This is a genomic window from Hymenobacter frigidus (genome assembly GCF_014640435.1).
GTDB lineage: Bacteria > Bacteroidota > Bacteroidia > Cytophagales > Hymenobacteraceae > Hymenobacter > Hymenobacter frigidus.
Genome location: NZ_BMGY01000015.1, coordinates 56,348 through 74,308 on the forward strand (window position 1 = coordinate 56,348; position 17,961 = coordinate 74,308).

The window sequence follows — 17,961 nt, forward strand, 5'->3', positions numbered from 1 at the left end:
TTTGTGTTGTCGTTGTCTGCGAAAGACCTGCCTACTGTGGCACGCCACCCAGCTGTTTCTTCTGCAGCGGAGCCAATTGGTTTTGCAACTGGAACGTGACTTTCTCGCAATCGGTAAAGCGTTTTTCGGACAGCTGCAGGGCTTTTTCGGTGGCCGCGAGCTGTTGGTATAAGTAGCCAATCAGGCCAAGGGCCAGCACTAGTGCTCCGAGAATAATCAGGTTTTTCATGAAAATGCGAAGTAAAAAAGAACGTCATGCTGAGCGGAGTCGAAGCACCTTTACCGCAGAAGTAGCTGAATTACTTACGCGGTAGAGATGTTTCGGCTCCGCTCAACATGACGTTCCGAATATTTTTTCAAAGGCTCTAGATTGCCGTGTTCGGGTCGAACTGCTCCAGATAATCAGCCACTTTGCGCACGAACATGCCGCCGAGCGAGCCATCCACCACGCGGTGGTCGTAGCTGTGGGAGAGGAACATGAACTGGCGCACGCCAATCAGGTCGCCCTGCGGCGTTTCAATCACGGCGGGCTTTTTCTTAATCGCGCCCACGGCCATGATAGCCACCTGTGGCTGCATGATGATGGGCGTGCCCATCACGTTGCCGAACGAGCCCACGTTGCTCAGCGTGTAGGTGCCGCCTTCGAGGTCCTCGGGCTTCAGCTTGTTGGCCCGGGCGCGGTTGGCCAGGTCGTTCATCTTCTTGCTCAAGCCGTTCAGATTCAGCTGGTCGGCGTTGTGGATGACGGGTACAATGAGGTTGCCGCTGGGCAGGGCCACGGCTACGCCAATGTTAATGTCGCGCTTCTTGATGATGTAGTCGCCATCAATGGACACGTTGATGAGCGGGAAATCCTGAATGGCGCGAGCCACGGCCTGAATGAAGATAGGCGTAAAGGTGAGATTTTCGCCCTCGCGCTTCTTGTAGGCGTCCTTGTGCTTGTTGCGCCAGTTCACGATGTTCGTCACGTCGGCTTCCACGAAGCTGGTGACGTGGGGCGAAATGCGCACCGAATCCACCATGCGCTGCGCAATCATCTTACGCATGCGGTCCATCTCAATCAGTTCCTGCCCGCCGCTCACGCTGGGCACGGGCTTCACGCTGGCTGCTTGCGGAGCCGGAGCAGCCTGGGGTTGGGGCTGCGGCGCGGGCGTAACGGCAGGGGCAACTGCCACTGCTGGTGCGGCCACGGCAGGGGTGCTGGCAGCCAAGGGCTGCTTGCCACCGGCCACGTAGTCCAGAATGTCTTTCTTGGTTACGCGGCCTTCCTTGCCGGTACCGGGCAGGTACTCCAGGTCGCTCATGCTCACGCCTTCTTCGCGGGCGATGCTCAGCACCAGCGGCGAAAGGAAACGGCCGGGCTGATGCACGGCTCCTGCTGCCTGCACCGCCTGGGGATTGTTGGGCTCGGGCAAGTAGGGCACGGCGCTGCCGTTGGCCGATGGAGCGGGGGCGGCCTGCGGGGCGGCGGGAGCACTGGCTGGCGCGGCGGCACCAGCGGCAGCCGCATCGGTTTCCATGATGGCGATGGGCGCACCCACGGCCACTACCTGGCCTTCCTGCACCAGAATTTCCGTCAATACTCCCGCGTAAATGGCGGGCACCTCGGTGTCAACTTTATCGGTGGCCACTTCCAGTACTGATTCGTCCTGCTCAATCGTGTCGCCAACTTGCTTGAGCCATTTCAGGACGGTGCCTTCCATGATGCTTTCGCCCATTTTGGGCATCGTCATTTCCACTCGTGCCATATTAGGAGGGGGTATTTGGGGGATTAGGGTGGGGTGGGAGTTTTGGTGCAGCAAAGGTAGCCCAAAAGCCGAACGCCCCCGGCGCATGGGGCGGCGGGGGCGTTTTAATATTTATTGACCCGACAGCACGTCGCGCGAGGTGCGATGGAAGTGCTTGCGGCGCAGCTTCCGGCGGATGTCGGGCGGCAACCCCCAGCCCTCCGCGTAAAGTTTGAGCACAGACGCCTCATTCTCGACGCTGTACCTACTGGTCTTTAACGCGCCCACTCCGAAAAAAGCAGCGCTGCCCAGCGCGTCTGGACGCTTTTCAACCCTAGTGGAGCTAGCGCTCTGCTGAACGTACTTGGTGCTGCTGGCCGCGCTGTCCCCGGCCGCCAACAGGCCATTACCACTGGCGCGCTTCTCCCGAAACAGTTTATGCACGGCAAACACGGTGTCACGGCCCAGCTTTGGCACGGCCGATTGTGCCAAGGCGAAACGGCTGCAGCCTAGCGCAGCCAATAGCAGATACATGCGTAGTGAGCGAATAGGCATCAATTTAAAAAAAAGCAAAAGTGGCCAAAGTTCCTGTTTAGGAGCCTCAGCCATTTGCGTGGGTTGCACGAGGTGCTGTGTTGATTTAAAAAGATTATTCCACCGAGATGACCGGTAAGCCTTCTTCTGTCAAATCACCGCCGGTAGTGGCCACTTGCTGCCGAAACTTCGAAAAGCAAATGGTGCGGTTTGACGCAAAGCGGTTGGTGGGGTCGTTGATGATGACTACGTGCTCGAACGTGCCGAATTCCTTGCCCTCATACATCAGGCTTTGCTTGATGCCCAAACCGGGTTTGTTCACCACGTTCACGTAGATGGACCGGCCCACGGCTTTCGGCCCCGGCTTGGCGTAAAGCACCGTGGTTTCGATGCTGCCATTACAGCTGTCGGCGCAGCCGGTGAGGGCGAGGCCGGTGCTTGAGAAAAAGACAAATTGAAATAGCCGCTTCATTGCCGAGATAAAAAGGTAAATAGCCGTGCCTGACCAATTCTGGTCAGGCACGGCTATCGCTTATAGTCTAACCGCTTAAATGGTCGAAAAATCAAACGACGTTTCCAAAAACGCCGTCGTGAAATTGCCTTCGCGGAACTGCTCGTTGTCCATCAGCGCGAGGTGGAAGGGGATAGTCGTTTTCACGCCTTCCACCACGAACTCGCTCAGGGCGCGCTTCATTTTCACGATGCACTCTTCGCGGGTTTGGGCTACGGTGATGAGCTTGGCAATCATCGAGTCGTAGTTCGGCGGGATGGTGTAGCCCGCGTACACGTGCGTATCGACGCGCACGCCGTGGCCGCCGGGAATGTGCAGCGTGGTGATTTTGCCGGGGGCCGGGCGGAAGTTGTTGCGCGGGTCTTCGGCGTTGATGCGGCACTCCATGGCGTGCATCTTCGGGAAGTAGTTTTTGCCCGAAATCGGGATGCCCGCCGCCACCTTGATTTGCTCCTTGATAAGGTCGTAGTTGATGATTTCTTCGGTTACCGGGTGCTCCACCTGAATGCGGGTGTTCATCTCCATGAAGTAGAAATCCCGGTTTTTATCCACCAGAAACTCAATTGTGCCCACACCTTCGTAGCCGATGGCCGAGGCGCCGGCGATGGCCGCCTTGCCCATTTTCTCGCGCAGGGCATCGGTCATAAACGGCGACGGCGCTTCCTCCACCAGCTTCTGGTGGCGGCGCTGAATGCTGCAGTCGCGTTCCGACAGGTGGCAGACGTGGCCGAACTGGTCGCCCACCAACTGCACCTCAATGTGGCGCGGCTCCACCACGTACTTCTCCAAATACATGCCGTCGTTGCCAAAGGCCGCCTTGGATTCCGTGCGGGCATCGTCCCAGGCTTTCTGGAATTCGTCGTCGCTGTGGATGATGCGCATGCCGCGCCCGCCGCCGCCGGCCGTGGCCTTGATGATGACGGGGTACTTGATTTTGTTGGCGATTTTTTTGCCCTGCTCCACCGAGTCGAGCAAACCCACCGAACCCGGAATGCAGGGCACGCCGGCCTTAATCATCGTGGCTTTGGCCGTGGCCTTGTCGCCCATCTGATTAATCATCTCAGGCGAGGCCCCGATGAACTTGATGCCGTTTTCGGCGCAGATACGCGAGAATTCCGCGTTTTCGCTCAGGAAACCATAGCCCGGGTGAATGGCATCAGCATTCGTGATTTCAGCGGCCGCAATCAGGTTGGGCATGCTCAGGTACGACTGCGCCGAGGCGGGCGGCCCGATGCACACGGCCTCATCCGCAAATTTCACGTGCAGGCTTTCCTTATCGGCAGTCGAGTACACGGCCACCGTTTTGATGCCCATTTCCTTGCAGGTACGGATAATGCGCAGGGCAATTTCGCCCCGGTTAGCAATGAGTATTTTCTTGAACATGGGTGGGAACGTCAGGGATTAAAAACGGTCATCCTGAGCGCAGCGAGGGACCTTATTACATTAGAACAATTCGCAGTAATTCAATTTACCGCACCTTGCTCGGTTGTCTTAAGGTCCTTCGCTGCGCTCAGGATGACAAACGGGTTCAACTATTCAATTAAAAACAGCGGCTGGTCGTACTCCACCGGCGTGGCGTTCTCCACCAGCGCCTTCACGACGCGGCCGCTTTCTTCGGCTTCGATTTCATTGAACAGCTTCATGGCTTCGATGATGCAGATAACCTGGCCTTTCTCCACCATATCACCCACTTGCACGAAAGAGGGCGAGTCGGGGCCGCTGCTGCGGTAGAACGTCCCAATCATGGGCGCTTTCAGGGACTTGTTGCTGGCTGGGGCCTCGGTAGCAGCGGGGGCAGGAGCCGCGGCGGGAGCCGGGGCAGCCGGAGCGGCAACTGGAGCAGCTACAGCAGCCGGGGCGGCCATGCTCACAATCTGCTTGGTGTTGGGGTCGCGCTGAACCGAGATTTTAAACTCCTCAGTTTCAATGTTGACCTTGTTGAGGCCCGATTTGGCGATAAAATCGAGCAGTTCCTGTAGTTCTTTGGCTTTCATGGCAGCGTCCTTTTTGGGCGGGTTTGACATATTCAATAAGCGGTTGGTTGTGCGCTATCAGCTGTTAACTAACGGCTTAGATTCTACTTCACGCGCTCGACGTAGCTGTAGTCGCTGGTCTTAATACGAATTTTGGTATCCGTATCAATAAACAGCGGCACTTGAATGCGGGCACCGGTTTCCACCGTGGCCGGCTTCAGCGTGTTGGTGGCGGTGTCGCCTTTCAGGCCGGGCTCGGTGTAAGTCACCATCAGGTCAACGGTGGTGGGCAGCTCGGCCGTTAGCGGCAGCTCGGTTTCGGCGTGCATAAGAATGGTTACTTCCTGGCCTTCCTTCATCAGGTCGGCGAAGGGCAGCATTTCCTCGGGCAGTATCACCTGCTCAAAGGTTGCATTGTCCATGAAGTTGTAGCCGTAATCATCTTTGTAAAGGAACTGGTGGGGGCGCTGCTCCACGCGGGCCGTCTCCACCTTCACACCGGCATTGAAGGTGTTGTCGATGGTGCGGCCGGTTTTGATGTTACGCATCTTGGTGCGCACAAAGGCGGGGCCTTTGCCGGGCTTCACGTGCTGAAACTCGGTGATGACGTGCAGCTCGTTGTTGTAATTGAGAACGAGGCCGTTGCGAAAGTCGGCGGTACTTGCCATGGGAATTCAATTAAAAATTAAAAATGAAGAATTAAAAATGGGCAGACCAATTTCAATAACTCCTTTTTTAATGGATTTTAGTTTGGGATTTATGCTCAGAAATTAAGAACCTGCTTGATTTTCGCTGATTAATAATTTTTCATTTTGAATTGCGGCCACGGCGGCACCGTCGTACGCCCATTTGATGTAGATGGAGCCCCAGGTGAAGCCGCCGCCAAAGGCGGCCAGCACGAGGTTATCGCCGCGATGCAACTGGCTTTCGTAGTCGGCCAGGCACAGTGGGATGGTGGCATTGGTGGTGTTGCCGTACCGGTCAATGTTGAGCATCACCTTCTCCGGGCCTACGCCCATGCGGCTGGCGGTGGCGTCGATAATGCGCTTGTTGGCCTGGTGGGGCACCAGCCAGGATACATCATCCTTGCTGAGGTGGTTGCGCTCCATTACTTGGGCGGCCACATCCGCCATGCTTTTCACGGCAAACTTGAATACCGTGGCGCCTTCCTGGTAAATGTAGTGCTCCTTATTATCCACGGTGGCGTGGGACGGCGGGCGGCGGCTGCCGCCCGCTTTCTGGTGCAGGTAAGTCTCGCCGCTGCCATCGGTGCGCAGCACCTGGTCGAGGAGACCAAAGCCATCGGTGCTGGGTTCTAATAGTATGGCCGCCGCGCCGTCGCCGAAAAGGATGCAGTTGGTGCGGTCGGTGTAATCCACAATGGCCGACATTTTATCGGCCCCCACCACAATCACCTTTTTGTAAGTGCCCGCCTGAATGAACTGCGCGGCCGTGGCCAGTGCGAACAGAAAGCTGGAGCAGGCCGCGTTCAAATCGTAGCTGAACGCCCGGGTGATGCCCACGCCGTTGGAAATGATGTTGGCCGTGGCCGGAAACAGCACATCGGGGGTAGTGGTGGCGCAAATCAGCAGCTCCACGTCCTCGGGGTTGGTGCCGGTTTTGTCGAGCAGCTGCTGCACGGCCTTAATGCCCATTACGGACGTACCCTGGTTTTCACCCTTCAGAATGCGCCGCTCGCGGATACCCGTACGCGACATAATCCACTCGTCGTTGGTATCCACGAGCTTTTCCAGCTCAGCATTGGTGAGCACGTAGTCGGGTACATAGGCACCCACACCAGTGATGGCAGCAGTAATCTTCATACGGGCAAAAGTAGGCGGGGCAAGCGAAAAATAGGAATTGGGGCCGAAGCAGAACCGTCATCGGGCACCCAATACCCCGACAGTGAGTTAACAAGCGTCTAAAAAAAATCCGGCCGGAGCCGGAGGTTTTTCCACCGCCTGGGGCAGTGTTCAGGATTTAAAAGTAGCCTTAATTTGGTCAACAATCCCTGACTCGGCCATGTTGAAGCCCTGCACCAGCATATTGCCAATGGCACGGGGTGTGCTCCGGCCGTGTCCGATGATGGCGTTGTCGTTGATGCCCAGGATGGGCGAGCCACCCACGGCCTCGTAGTTGAACTTGTCGAAGAATGGGTCGTGCATGTGCTTTTCCTCCATCATCTCGTAAATGGATTCGGCCATTTTTAGCAGGATGTTACCCGTGAAGCCGTCGCACACCACCACATCGGCCTTCTCGTTGAACATGTCGCGGCCTTCGATATTGCCTACGAAGTGAACGTGCGGGTTGGCCTTGAGGAGCTGGTGGGCCGCTTGGGTGATGGGCGTGCCCTTGCCTTCCTCTTCGCCCAGGTTCACCAGGCCCACTTTGGGCTGCGCAATGCCCAGGACGTACTTAGCGTAGAGTGAACCCAACTCACCGAACTGCTCCAGCATTTCGGGTTTGCATTCGGCGTTGGCCCCCACATCGAGCAGGACGCCAAAGCCACCAGCTAGTTTGGGAACGAAATTGGCAATGGCCGGGCGCATCACGCCAGCCACGGCCTTCACCGTCAGCATCGAGCCTACGAGCATGGCTCCGGTATTGCCCGCAGAGCAGAAGGCATCAACTTCGCCCGCAAGCAGCAGCTTGTAGCCCACGGCAATACTGGAGTCCTGCTTCTGCTGGAAGGCTTTGGCCGGGTGTTCGCCCATGTCGATGACCTGCGAGGCGGGCACAAACTCCAGCGCGGAGCCGGCGGGGCCGGCCGCCTGCAGCAGGGGCCGCACGGCGTCTTCCTGACCAATGAGGACAATGGTGGCCCGGCCAGCGAGTTGTTCGGCGGCCAAAAGGGCACCCGCCACGGCGGCTTGGGGGGCGAAATCGCCGCCCATTGCGTCGAGGGCTATTTTCATGAAAAAGGTGTTAGGAGGAAGTACAGCGGAAAGCAAAAGTACCAAAAATCCGGCTCCGCTGGCTTAAAAAAGGAGCGAAGCCGGACCAAGTGGTGCCGCGAAGTAACAACCTGACGCGCTATTCGTCGTCGCCGGTAGTGTCGGCGGCGGGCGCAGTGCTCACCTTCGAGTAGTTTTTGATGGCCAGCTGGCCGTTGTGGTACAGGTCGCCGTCAACTACGTAGGCCTTGTGGCGCAGGTGCAGCTCGCCCGTGTTGGGGCACAAGGTCACAGCCTTGGGGGTCAGCTTGTAGTGGGTACGACGCTTGTCGCGAACGGCGGAAGAAGTGCGGCGCTTAGGATGAGCCATGGTTTGGTTGAATTAGGGGAGTTGAAGTTGGAGTGAGCGAGTGGAAACGACTCGGGGCGCTTAGTTCAAATTGCGCAGGGCGGCCCAACGGGGGTCGGCCGGCTCGTCGTCGTCGGGCTTATCATCGGCAGGACGGGTGCTGAAGATGAGCTTGGTCGGCGCGTCGGGGTTGTCGTCGGCCTCGTTCTGGAAGCGCGGGTGCAGCTTCTTCATGGGCAAAGCCAGACCGATGTAATCGTGTAAATGCTGGGCCAGCGGTAGGGTCTGGGTTTCGGGCGTGATTTGAAGTACGTTGTCGTCCAGTTCCTTGGCCTCGTCGCCGAAGCGTACCAGCAGCTGCTCGTCAATGTCGAGCGGTTGGTCAAACTCATCCAGACTCCGGTCGCACGTCAGGCGCACGGTACCGGTGATGTGAAAGTTCAAGGTCATCAGCCGCTCGGTTTTCAGTAGCTCCACTTCGGCGTGCAGGTTGCCTTGTTCGACCAGGGGCTGGTCAAATAGGGCGAAGAAATCGGGACCCAGCTCGTACTCAAAGTGGTGCGTTTTCAGCGCCAGCTTAGTAAGGTTCAGGTCGTATTGGCTTTCTTTTTTCACGGTCGGCTGGATAGCAGGGGGCAAAAGTAGTGAAAATCCGGCTTTTTGCCAAAAAAACCAGCCAAATTTCTGCGCAACAACCGACCTGGGTAGCCAATTAGGCCTTAACGGGCCGAGCGTGGCTGGGCATTTTCCCAGCGTTGCTGCCATACTTCACAGGCCAAGTACACCGCTGCTCGGAACGACGACTCATCAGCCTTGTACTGGCCGGCAATGCCATAGGCGGTCCCGTGGTCGGGGGAGGTGCGCACCACGGGCAGGCCGGCGGTGAAGTTTACGCCGCGCTCAAATGCCATGAGCTTAAAGGGAATCAGGCCCTGGTCGTGGTAGAGCGCCAGCGTGGCATCGAACTGCCGGAACTGCTGGGTGCCGAAGTAGCCATCGGCCGGGAAAGGACCCAGCACAAGGTGGCCGTCGTGGGCAAACTGCTGGATGACGGGCGTCACGATGTCGCCTTCCTCGCGGCCCAGCAGGCCGTTTTCGCCAGCGTGGGGGTTTAGGCCAAGCACCGCGATGCGCGGCTTGAGAATGCCGAAGTCCTGCTTCAAGGACTTGAGCAGCAGCGTGATTTTAATGCGCAGCAGCTCGGGGGTGAGGCGGGCGGCCACGTCTTTCAGCGGGATGTGCCCGGTGACGGTGGCAATGCGCAAGCCTTCATCAACGAGAAACATCAGGCTCTCCGGCGCCTCGAAGTAGCTGGTGAGAAACTCGGTGTGGCCGGGGAAGCGGAAGTCGTCGGCCTGGGTATTTTCCTTGCTGATGGGAGCCGTGACAATGGCGTCGAGCTTGCCGGCTTTGAGGTCGCGGGCAGCGCTGAGCAGGCTCTCGCGGGCCGCCGCGCCGGTGGCGGGGGAGGGCTGGCCGGGGGCCAGCACGAAGTCCTCGTCCCAGCAGGTCACGGCGTTGAGGCGGCCGGGGGCGATATCGGCCGCGTCGCGCAGCTGCCGGAAGGTGAGGTGCCCGGCGTCGGCGGGGGTGGGAAAATCATCGAACAGCGCCGTGGCCGTACCGTAGATGACCGGCGTGCAGATTTTCAGCAGCCGCTCATCGAGTAGCGTTTTGTAGATTACTTCGGGGCCGATGCCGGCGAGGTCGCCCACGGAGAAGCCGAGGCGGGGGAGGTTTTGGGGCATATTCTAATCTTGAAACGTCATGTTGCGCATTCCGCCTATAGTAAGCTTAAGCGGCGTCGCAGCGGAGTCGGAGCATCTCTACCTCATTAGTAAATCGTGGCTGATAGCAACGAAGCGGTAGAGATGCTTCGGTTCCGCTGCGCGCCGCTTGAGCATGACGTTTTACTTCGTCAGTTTACGCGTCAAAAACTCATACAGCAGGCGCACGCCAACTCCGGTGCCGCCTTTGCCACGGTAGCTTTCGGCGGCGGTGAGGTAGGCGGGGCCTGCGATGTCGAGGTGAATCCAGGGGTAGCCTTCGGCGAAGCGCTCCAGGAATTTGGCGGCCGAAATATGGCCGGCTTCGCCCTTGCCCAGGTTGCTGAGGTCGGCAATGTCGGACTTGATGTGGTCGGCGTACTCATCCCAAAGCGGAAACTCAACCAGGCGTTCGTGTACCGCGTAGCCGGCGTCGGAAAGCTGCTTGAGCGTGGCCGCATCGGCGGTGCCCATCACGGCGGAGGCTTCGGTGGCCAGGGCGCGCACGGCGGCTCCGGTGAGGGTGGCGAGGTCGACAACCAGCGTGGGCTCGTAGCGCTTGGCGAAGCTGAGGGCATCGGCGAGGAGCAGGCGGCCTTCGGCGTCGGTGTTTTTTACCTCCACGGTGAGGCCGCTGTGCATGGTGATGACGTCGCCGGGCGCGTAAGCGAGGCCGCCGGGCCGGTTGTCGGTGGCCGGCACTAGGCCGATTACGTGCAGCGGGACGTTGTTTTTGGCCAGGGCGAAGAGGGTGCCGGCTACGGCCGCGCCACCGGCCATGTCGCACTTCATCATGTCCATGCTGTTGGGCGTGGGCTTGAGGCTGAGGCCGCCAGTATCAAATACTACACCTTTGCCCACCAGCACGTAGGGCTTGGTATTCTGGGCGTTGGCCGGCTTGTATTCGAGGATGCTGAACGTGGGCGGCTCGGGCGAGCCGAGGTTCACGGCGAGCAGGCCGCCCATGCGCAGAGCTTCGATTTTGGCCAGGTCGAGGATGTCGGTGGTGTAGCCGGCGGCGTCGCCGGCCTGCGCCATGCGCTCGGCAAACTGCACGGCGTTGAGCTTATTGAGCGGAGCATTGACGAGGTCACGGGCCAGAAATACGCCTTGCAGCAGGCCGTCGAGCTCGGTGAGGTCCGAACCGGTAGCGGCATCGCCAACCAACGAAATTTTGGTGAGCGCCGGAGCCTTGCGCGATTTTTCGTCCGTCTTGTAGCCTTCGAACTGGTAGGCGCTCAGCGACAAGGCTTCGGCCAGCAGCAGGGCCGCGGCCGGGGTGGCCGATAGGTTGTGGACGTAAACCTCGGCTACTTTATTCGCTTTCAGCAGGCCGTGCAGGGTGTGGCCATTGCGGCGCAGGGCCTCGGCAACCTGGCCGGGAGTAGGCTTGTCGGCCAGCACCACGAAGTAGTGGTGGTGGCTGAAATGGTTAAGGTGAACAATTTTCTGGTCGTCGGCCAGCGCGGCGGCTACGTACTGCCGGGCTTCGGCGGAAAGGTCGCCGACAGCGGCGGCAGGTAGGGTGGTGGTGCCGTGGGGCAGAATGAAAACCTGGGTGGACTGGGCCGGCGCGGCGGCCGCGTGAGCGAGGGCTAGGGACATAAGCGGAGATGAAGGCCGTAGATTTGAGGCCGCAAGGTACTGTTTAGGTGGCAAGGTTTTTCTGACGTTATTAATAGAGCGTCATGCTGAACTCATTTGAACGTCATGCTGAGCTTGCCGAAGCATCTCGCTTGTGGTAGTAATGAAAAATCGTTGTCACGATTGAATTAGTCATGCACGCAAGATGCTCCGGCAGGCTCAGCATGACGTTCCGATTCAATCATTATGCATTCCTAACGTGAATACAGTTCGCCCCAAAAAGCACCTGGGCCAGCATTTTCTGGCCGACCCCAACATTGCCCGCAACATTGTGGGCGCTTTGCAGCTGCCCGATGGCGTGCAGCAGGTGCTCGAAATCGGGCCGGGCATGGGCGTGCTCACGAAATACCTGCTCGAAAACCCCGCCTACCAGACCAGCGTAGTCGAGATTGACACCGAGTCGGTGGCCTACCTGAAAGTGCATTATCCCGCGCTGGCCGACCGTATCTACGCCACCGATTTCCTGAAACAGAGCCTGGCCACGATGTTCCCGGACCAGCCGCTGGCCATCATTGGCAACTTTCCCTACAATATCAGCAGCCAGATATTCTTTGCCGTGCTCAACAACCGCCAGCAGGTGCGCGAAGTGGTGGGCATGATTCAGAAGGAGGTAGCCCAGCGCCTGGCCGAGCCCCCCGGCTCGAAAACCTACGGCATTCTGAGCGTGCTTTTGCAGGCCTACTATAAGATTGACTACCTGTTTACGGTGCCGCCTCACGTGTTTGTGCCGCCGCCCAAAGTGGAGTCGGCCGTAGTGCGCCTGACACGCAACACCACTGAGCAGCTGGACTGCGACGAAAAGTTATTCTTCCGGGTGGTGAAGCAAGCGTTTCAGACGCGCCGCAAGACCCTGCGCAATGCCCTAAAACCGTTCGGAATGCCCGCTGAGGCTACCACGGATGCCATTTTTGATAAGCGTGCTGAGCAGTTGGGCGTGGCAGAATTTGTAGGTCTTACGCAGCGCGTGGCCCAGCACCAGGCCGGTGGAGCATCTCTGCCCGACCTGGATTTGAGCGACATTTCGGAATAAAACCGGTTCAGGAAATCAATGAATACCTGTTTAGTCGTCGACGAAATGCACCCTTCGCTGCAGCCGCTGCTCCAAAGTATCGGCATCGCAGTGGATTACCAACCGACCCTCACCGCCGCCGAGGTGCCTGCTGCCCTGGCTGCGCAGCCCTACGAGGGCCTGGTGGTGCGGAGCAAGCTGCGCGTGACGGCCGACTTGCTGGCCCACGGCCCGCACCTGCGCTACGTGGCCCGCGCCGGAGCCGGCACCGACAACATCGACGAAGCCGCAATGGCGACGGCCGGTGTCACGCTGCTCAATGCGCCCGAGGGCAACCGCGACGCGGTGGGCGAATTTGCCGTAGGCCTGCTGCTGACGCTGCTGCGCAACATTGCTCGCGCCGACTATGAAGTGCGCCAGGACCTGTGGCTGCGCGAAGCCAACCGGGGCGAAGAAATCGGCGGCAAGACCATCGGTTTGCTGGGCTACGGGCACATGGGCCGGGCACTGGCGCGGCGGCTCAGCGCATTTGGCTGCACGGTGCTGACCCACGATAGCAACCCGGCGGTGGTGACTGACCAATACACGACGCTGGTGCCACTGGCCGAGTTGCAGGCCCGCGCCGACGTGCTTAGCCTGCACATTCCATACTCGCCGGCCAACCATCATTTTGTGAATGAGGCCTTTTTGGCTGCGTTTACCAAACCCATTTGGGTGCTGAATACGGCCCGGGGCGAAGTACTGAACCATGCCGCGCTGGTGGCCGGGCTGCAGGCCGGCACCGTGCGTGGTGCGGCCCTCGATGTGCTCGATAACGAGAAGCTCCGGCAGCTGACAGCCGCGCAGCAGGCCACCTTTGATTTCTTGAAAACCGCTGCTAATGTGGTGTTAACCCCGCACGTAAGCGGCTGGACGCACGAGAGCTACGCTCGTATCAATGAGGTGCTGGTGGAGAAAATTCGGGCCTTTCGGGCGGGCGCGGCAGGCCCAACAGCGAGGAGCTAACTGCTTTTGCGTATCTTTGCTGAGAACCTAAGAAGGGAGAACGGTTGGCAGTGCCAGCCGTTCTCCTTGCTTTTTAGCCAAACCGTTCAGCACTTACTACTATGGCCACCACCATCAACTATTACACCCCCGAGGGCCTGCAAAAACTGAAGGATGACCTTCAGGACCTCAAACTGCGGGGCCGGGCCAAAGCCGCCGAAGACCTGCGCGAAGCCCGCGATAAAGGCGACCTGAGCGAGAACGCCGAGTACGATGCCGCCAAGGACGCGCAAGGCCTGCTGGAGTTGAAAATCTCGAAGCTCGAAGAAGTGGTGGGCAATGCCCGCGTCATCGACGAAACCAACATGGACTTCAGCAAGGTGCTCATCATGAGCAAGGTGAAGCTGAAGAACCTGAAGAATAACATGGTGCTTGACTACACGCTGGTAGCCGAGGAAGAAGCCAACCTGGCCGCCGGTAAAATCTCGGTGAAGTCGCCGATTGGCAAGGGCCTGCTGGGCAAATCGGCCGGCGACCTGGCTGAAATCACCGTGCCGGCCGGCAAGCTGCAGTTCGAAATTCTGGAGATTACGCGGTAAATTATTGATGCCTGGTGCTTAGTTATTGGTACCTGACATTTTGCTTGAAGGGCAGTTCCGAAAGGAGCTGTCCTTTTTTTTGTGGCTTTTCGGTAAAAGCCGTTATTTGCACCGTGCGAAATCAAGCACCAAGCACCAACGACCAAGAACCTATTCCCATGCCTTCGATTTTCTCCCGCATCGTTTCCGGCGAATTGCCGGCTTTTAAAGTAGCCGAGGACGGCCGCCACCTGGCATTTCTCGATATCACTCCGCTGGTGGAGGGCCACGTGCTGGTGATTCCCAAGAAGGAAGTCGACTACATTTTTGATTTGCCGGCCGATGAGCTCGCCAGCCTGCACGTATTTGCGCAGCGCGTGGCGAAAGGGGTGCAGGCCGCCGTGCCGTGCAAGCGCATTGGGGTGGCCGTGATTGGGCTGGAAGTGCCGCACGTTCATATTCATCTTATTCCAATGAACAAGGTGGCGGATATGAACTTCGCCAACCCCAAAATAAAAGTGCCCGAGGCCCGCATGCAGGAGCTGGCCGCCGCCATTGCCGCCAAAGTTGAAGGCGGCAGCGGCCTGAGCGAAGCCAAGCCCGGCAAAGATTCCGACAGCGCCGCCCCCGTGCCCCCGCAGCTGCAAAAACAGGTGGAAGGGCTGCATTTCATGAGCGAGTCGGATGCGCCGCTCAAGGCGGTGGCCTATGCCGCCCCCGGCGGCGAGCTCAGCAACGCCGCGCTGCTCAAGCTGCTGGGCGAGCCTGCCGATGCCAACGTGGAAATCGTGGAGCTCACGCAGTTTCTGCGCAACCACACGGCCGATGACGGCGTGCTGGAAGACGTGGCGCTGGCCAACCGCTACAAAGCCCTGCAAATGTTTATGAAGCAGGAGATGGACGGGGTGCAGGTGTACCGCGTGGGCAAGGGGCCGCAGGTGCACGCCTACGCGCTGGGCCGAATGATGGATGGCACGCTGGCCGGCTTCAAAACCGTGCTGACGGAGACGTGAGTCCCTTTCTACTCTTGATAATTTAACAACTTTGCAACTTGTAGCATGAACTGGGGATTATTATACCCGTCACGAAGTGCGGCAATTTTTGACAGGAAAGTAAAATTGAGTCGGAGCTAAGCCGCGGCGCAACTTTCGGGCACGGCTATTCTGGCGCCCAGCTTTTGGAACCTGCTGCACCACCGGCCGGCGGGCGCGGGGCGCACGGCAGTGGTTCGGGGCTGGTGCTGACGCGGCGGTTTTAGGCAGTGTAGCGCGGACTCTGCGAGTCCGCGCGTAGACCGTTAAACAGCGCGGACTCGCAGAGTCCACGCTACACTGCCTTACTGCGCCCGGCCGGTATCTACTAGTTTTTGGAGGCGGGCCTGGGTGTCGCGGGGCAGGGCACTGAGTAGGTCGAGGCCGGTGGCGGCTTCGATTTTATCAACCGAAGTCAGGTACTGCTTCCAATCGGGGTCGATGGCGTTGTCATTGGGGGTGTCGATGGCGAGCACGCGCACGCTGGGGTCAGTGCTGATGCGTTGGAGGTCGTTGGTGCCTTCGGGGAGAATCACCAGGACTTTCCAGATGCGGGCGGGGACCGTGACGCGGCCTTGGTCGAGGGACTGAGCGAAGCCGTTGGTGCCGGTGCCGCCGCGCCCGTAGCTGCCCATGATGACGTAGATTTCCTGGCCGCGCTGCACTTGGGCGCGGCCGTATTCTTCGAGGTGCGCCCAGGTCTGTTGGTTGTTTTTAGGGGCTTGGGGCACCATGTTGGTCATAAGAAAAGTGGCCGAGTTGGCGTCGAGGTCGGCGGTGCGGTCGCCGCTGGGGCAGTTGTGGCCTTTGTCGAAGCCGGAGCGGCTGTAGCTGGCGGGGGCTACCTGATAGAACTGCCGGGGCAGGGCGGCATCGGGGCGAAAGTTGTTCTGGCGCGGGGCCTGGCCGAGGCTGGCGCGGCTCAGGTGCCAGCTCACCCAGGTGGGGATGCCGCGCGTGGCGTGGTAGCCGATGGTGAATTCGGGGTGGACGAGCAGGTAGTTGGTCGCGTTGGCAGGGTCGGAGGTAGCGCCGCTGGGGTTGCCGAGGGCGAGGTTGCTGTCGTTGGGGTCGGTCGGGACTTGGGCCACGCCAGGAGCGGCCGGCCGCGTGGGCTGGGTGCGGGTTTCAAAGTAGCCGCCCGTGACCCCGGAGTTGGTGGCTACGGCGGGACCGGTGGCGGTTTCGAGGATGATGTCGTCGATGTCGAGCCGGGTCTTGGGGCCACTGGTCTTGCGGATTTCCAGGCGCAGCGGCGCGTTGGCGAGGCCGGCAAAAACGTGGGGCACCAGCGCCGGGCCGCTCGTGACGACCGGTGCCCCGGTGCGGGCGAAGGTGCGGCCGCCGTCGCGGCTCAGCCACAGCTCCCAGGTGCTGGGGCCATCGGTGCCGTAGGCGGCGGCCGAAATGGTGATGCGGCGCACGCCGGCCTTGGCATCAAACCGCATGGTGATGCGGCCCAGGTTGCGGAGGCGGGCGGCGCGCTCCCCAGCCTTGTGGTCCTGCGGGCTGCTGCCGATGAGGGCATCCTGAAAGTGCCAGGGGCCGGTGGCCAGCGGCTCGTCAGCTTCTTCGTAGGCGCCTTTGCTGCCGGCTTCGAAGGTTTCGGGGAAGGGCGCGGGGGCCGGGGCGGAGAGCGGTGGAGTGGCGCGCGCGGTGGCGGCGGTTTCGGCGGGCTGCTGGGAGCAGGCGAGCAGGGTGAGGCTAAGGGCGGCGAGGTAGGCGGAAGCGTGCATGGGGCGAAGATATGCCCACGGGCGCGGCTGGGGCGGCTAGCGCACAGGCTCTGGTACGGGCTGCTCTTGGGTGCCGCCGTTGGTGATGGCGTTCGGCTCGGTCTATTTGGGTATGCCGCGCCGGTAGTGGTTATCGCGGGTGTGCGCACTATCGCTGGCCGTTTTGGCGTGGCCGTGGGGGTGCTTGTTGGGGTTGACACCGTAGGGGGTGCCATCGGGCTTGTTGCCGCAGCCGGTGAGGAGCAGCAGGAAAAGCAGGCTGGCAAGAAGGGGCGAAGACATGCGTAGGGAGGCCGGATGGTAGGGGAGGATTTACGGTGCCGTGGTGTTTCGGGGTGCAGCACTGGCGGTTTTCTTTTGGGATTACGGCCCGTGGCAGGATGGAGCGGCGTAGCTTAGCCCGCACATTGAATCCTTCACTCTTTCAAAAACCCGAAATTTTATGGAATCCGACGATAACCACCTGACGCCCGCTCCCCGACTAATCCAAATCTCGGCCGAGGAAGCGGCCGACGTGCAGGCTCGCTTTTTTGCCCAGGTCTACGGCTGGATGGCCGCCGGCCTGGGCCTGACCGGCGGCATTGCCCTGTTTGCGTCTTCCTCGCCCGAGCTGATGCAGTTCGTGTTTGGCACGCGCTTCGTGTTTCTGGGGCTGATAATCGTCGAATTGGTGATTGTGGGCTTCCTATCGGCGCGGATATTCAACTGGAGCCTGGGCAAGGTGCAGGCCGCGTTTGTGGGCTACGCCGCGCTGAACGGCGTGACGCTGAGCTGCGTGTTTCTGGCCTACACCTCGGCCTCAATCACGTCCACGTTTTTCATCACCGCGGGCACCTTTGGCATCATGAGCCTCTTCGGCTACTTCACCAAGGCCGATTTGTCGGGCTGGGGCAAGCTGCTGAGCATGGCCGTGATTGGGCTGGTGCTGGCCATGGTGGTCAATATTTTCCTCAATAATTCGGTCCTGGAAATTATCACTTCCTTCATCGGCGTGCTGGTGTTTGTGGCCCTCACGGCCTACGACACCCAGAAGCTGAAGCAGCTGGCGCTGCTGGGCGTGACGGACGGCGAGGAGACGGGCAGCAAGGCCTCTATCCTGGGCGCACTCACGCTCTACCTGGATTTTGTGAACATGTTCCTGTTTTTGCTGCGCCTGTTCGGGTCGCGGCGGTAGGAGGTCGCGCCACAACAAAAAGCCCCGCTGGCATCACCAGCGGGGTTTTTT

20 protein-coding genes are annotated in these 17,961 nt (G+C 59.8%); 5 read left to right on the top strand and 15 right to left on the bottom strand.

The genetic code is table 11. The annotated features are described in order from the left end of the window. Positions 1-31: 31 nt before the first annotated feature. The 13 genes from IEW17_RS09880 to IEW17_RS09940 form a co-directional block, all read right to left on the bottom strand. Positions 32-229, bottom strand: a complete 198-nt coding sequence (locus IEW17_RS09880; protein ID WP_188561880.1) for a hypothetical protein — start codon at positions 227-229, stop codon at positions 32-34. Positions 230-365: 136 nt separating this feature from the next. Further along, positions 366-1,748, bottom strand: a complete 1,383-nt coding sequence (locus tag IEW17_RS09885; RefSeq protein ID WP_188561881.1) for a dihydrolipoamide acetyltransferase family protein — start codon at positions 1,746-1,748, stop codon at positions 366-368. A gap of 111 nt (positions 1,749-1,859) precedes the next feature. After that, positions 1,860-2,261 (bottom strand): hypothetical protein, encoded by a 402-nt coding sequence (locus tag IEW17_RS09890; RefSeq protein WP_229748932.1) that lies wholly within the window; start codon positions 2,259-2,261, stop codon positions 1,860-1,862. A 115-nt stretch (positions 2,262-2,376) separates the two neighbouring features. After that, positions 2,377-2,733: a hypothetical protein gene (locus IEW17_RS09895; protein ID WP_188561883.1), complete on the bottom strand. Its 357-nt coding sequence runs from the start codon at positions 2,731-2,733 to the stop codon at positions 2,377-2,379. 75 nt (positions 2,734-2,808) lie between these two features. Then, a complete protein-coding gene (accC, locus tag IEW17_RS09900) occupies positions 2,809-4,155 on the bottom strand; it encodes an acetyl-CoA carboxylase biotin carboxylase subunit (RefSeq protein ID WP_188561884.1) in 1,347 nt (448 codons plus the stop codon). A gap of 149 nt (positions 4,156-4,304) precedes the next feature. Further along, a complete protein-coding gene (gene accB, locus IEW17_RS09905) occupies positions 4,305-4,766 on the bottom strand; it encodes an acetyl-CoA carboxylase biotin carboxyl carrier protein (protein ID WP_188561921.1) in 462 nt (153 codons plus the stop codon). 83 nt (positions 4,767-4,849) lie between these two features. Further along, entirely contained in the window at positions 4,850-5,413 is a 564-nt protein-coding gene (gene efp, locus IEW17_RS09910; RefSeq protein ID WP_188561885.1) for an elongation factor P, read from the bottom strand. A 102-nt stretch (positions 5,414-5,515) separates the two neighbouring features. Further along, on the bottom strand, positions 5,516-6,568 hold the full coding sequence (locus IEW17_RS09915) for a beta-ketoacyl-ACP synthase III (protein ID WP_188561886.1): 1,053 nt from the start codon (positions 6,566-6,568) through the stop codon (positions 5,516-5,518). 150 nt (positions 6,569-6,718) lie between these two features. Further along, positions 6,719-7,660, bottom strand: a complete 942-nt coding sequence (gene plsX / locus IEW17_RS09920; RefSeq protein ID WP_188561887.1) for a phosphate acyltransferase PlsX — start codon at positions 7,658-7,660, stop codon at positions 6,719-6,721. A gap of 118 nt (positions 7,661-7,778) precedes the next feature. Then, the gene (gene rpmF, locus IEW17_RS09925; RefSeq protein WP_188561888.1) at positions 7,779-8,009 is read right to left on the bottom strand and encodes a 50S ribosomal protein L32; all 231 of its coding nucleotides are present in this window, start codon (positions 8,007-8,009) and stop codon (positions 7,779-7,781) included. Positions 8,010-8,069: 60 nt separating this feature from the next. Then, entirely contained in the window at positions 8,070-8,627 is a 558-nt protein-coding gene (locus IEW17_RS09930) for a YceD family protein (RefSeq protein WP_229748933.1), read from the bottom strand. Between the two features lie 80 nt (positions 8,628-8,707). After that, a complete protein-coding gene (pdxA, locus tag IEW17_RS09935) occupies positions 8,708-9,736 on the bottom strand; it encodes a 4-hydroxythreonine-4-phosphate dehydrogenase PdxA (RefSeq protein WP_188561889.1) in 1,029 nt (342 codons plus the stop codon). Positions 9,737-9,898: 162 nt separating this feature from the next. Beyond that, the gene (locus IEW17_RS09940) at positions 9,899-11,359 is read right to left on the bottom strand and encodes a leucyl aminopeptidase family protein (protein WP_188561890.1); all 1,461 of its coding nucleotides are present in this window, start codon (positions 11,357-11,359) and stop codon (positions 9,899-9,901) included. Positions 11,360-11,597: 238 nt separating this feature from the next. Here IEW17_RS09940 and rsmA point away from each other — a divergent pair, with 238 nt between their 5' ends. The 4 genes from rsmA to IEW17_RS21340 all read left to right on the top strand — a co-directional run bounded on the left by rsmA (position 11,598) and on the right by IEW17_RS21340 (position 14,982). Next, positions 11,598-12,428, top strand: a complete 831-nt coding sequence (rsmA, locus tag IEW17_RS09945; protein WP_188561891.1) for a 16S rRNA (adenine(1518)-N(6)/adenine(1519)-N(6))-dimethyltransferase RsmA — start codon at positions 11,598-11,600, stop codon at positions 12,426-12,428. Positions 12,429-12,446: 18 nt separating this feature from the next. After that, on the top strand, positions 12,447-13,412 hold the full coding sequence (locus tag IEW17_RS09950; protein WP_188561892.1) for an NAD(P)-dependent oxidoreductase: 966 nt from the start codon (positions 12,447-12,449) through the stop codon (positions 13,410-13,412). A gap of 101 nt (positions 13,413-13,513) precedes the next feature. Beyond that, positions 13,514-13,990, top strand: a complete 477-nt coding sequence (greA, locus tag IEW17_RS09955; protein ID WP_188561893.1) for a transcription elongation factor GreA — start codon at positions 13,514-13,516, stop codon at positions 13,988-13,990. A 158-nt stretch (positions 13,991-14,148) separates the two neighbouring features. Further along, on the top strand, positions 14,149-14,982 hold the full coding sequence (locus IEW17_RS21340; protein WP_188561894.1) for a nuclease A inhibitor family protein: 834 nt from the start codon (positions 14,149-14,151) through the stop codon (positions 14,980-14,982). 323 nt (positions 14,983-15,305) lie between these two features. On the opposite strand, the gene IEW17_RS09965 is transcribed toward IEW17_RS21340, so the two are convergent. Next, positions 15,306-16,736, bottom strand: a complete 1,431-nt coding sequence (locus tag IEW17_RS09965) for a DNA/RNA non-specific endonuclease (RefSeq protein WP_188561895.1) — start codon at positions 16,734-16,736, stop codon at positions 15,306-15,308. Positions 16,737-16,838: 102 nt separating this feature from the next. Continuing rightward, positions 16,839-17,018 carry a hypothetical protein gene (locus tag IEW17_RS09970; protein ID WP_188561896.1) on the bottom strand — a complete coding sequence of 60 codons (180 nt, stop codon included), beginning with the start codon at positions 17,016-17,018 and terminating at the stop codon, positions 16,839-16,841. 160 nt (positions 17,019-17,178) lie between these two features. On the opposite strand from IEW17_RS09970, the gene IEW17_RS09975 reads away from it, so the two are divergent. Next, positions 17,179-17,910 (top strand): Bax inhibitor-1/YccA family protein, encoded by a 732-nt coding sequence (locus IEW17_RS09975; RefSeq protein WP_188561897.1) that lies wholly within the window; start codon positions 17,179-17,181, stop codon positions 17,908-17,910. The last annotated feature ends 51 nt before the right edge of the window (positions 17,911-17,961 follow it).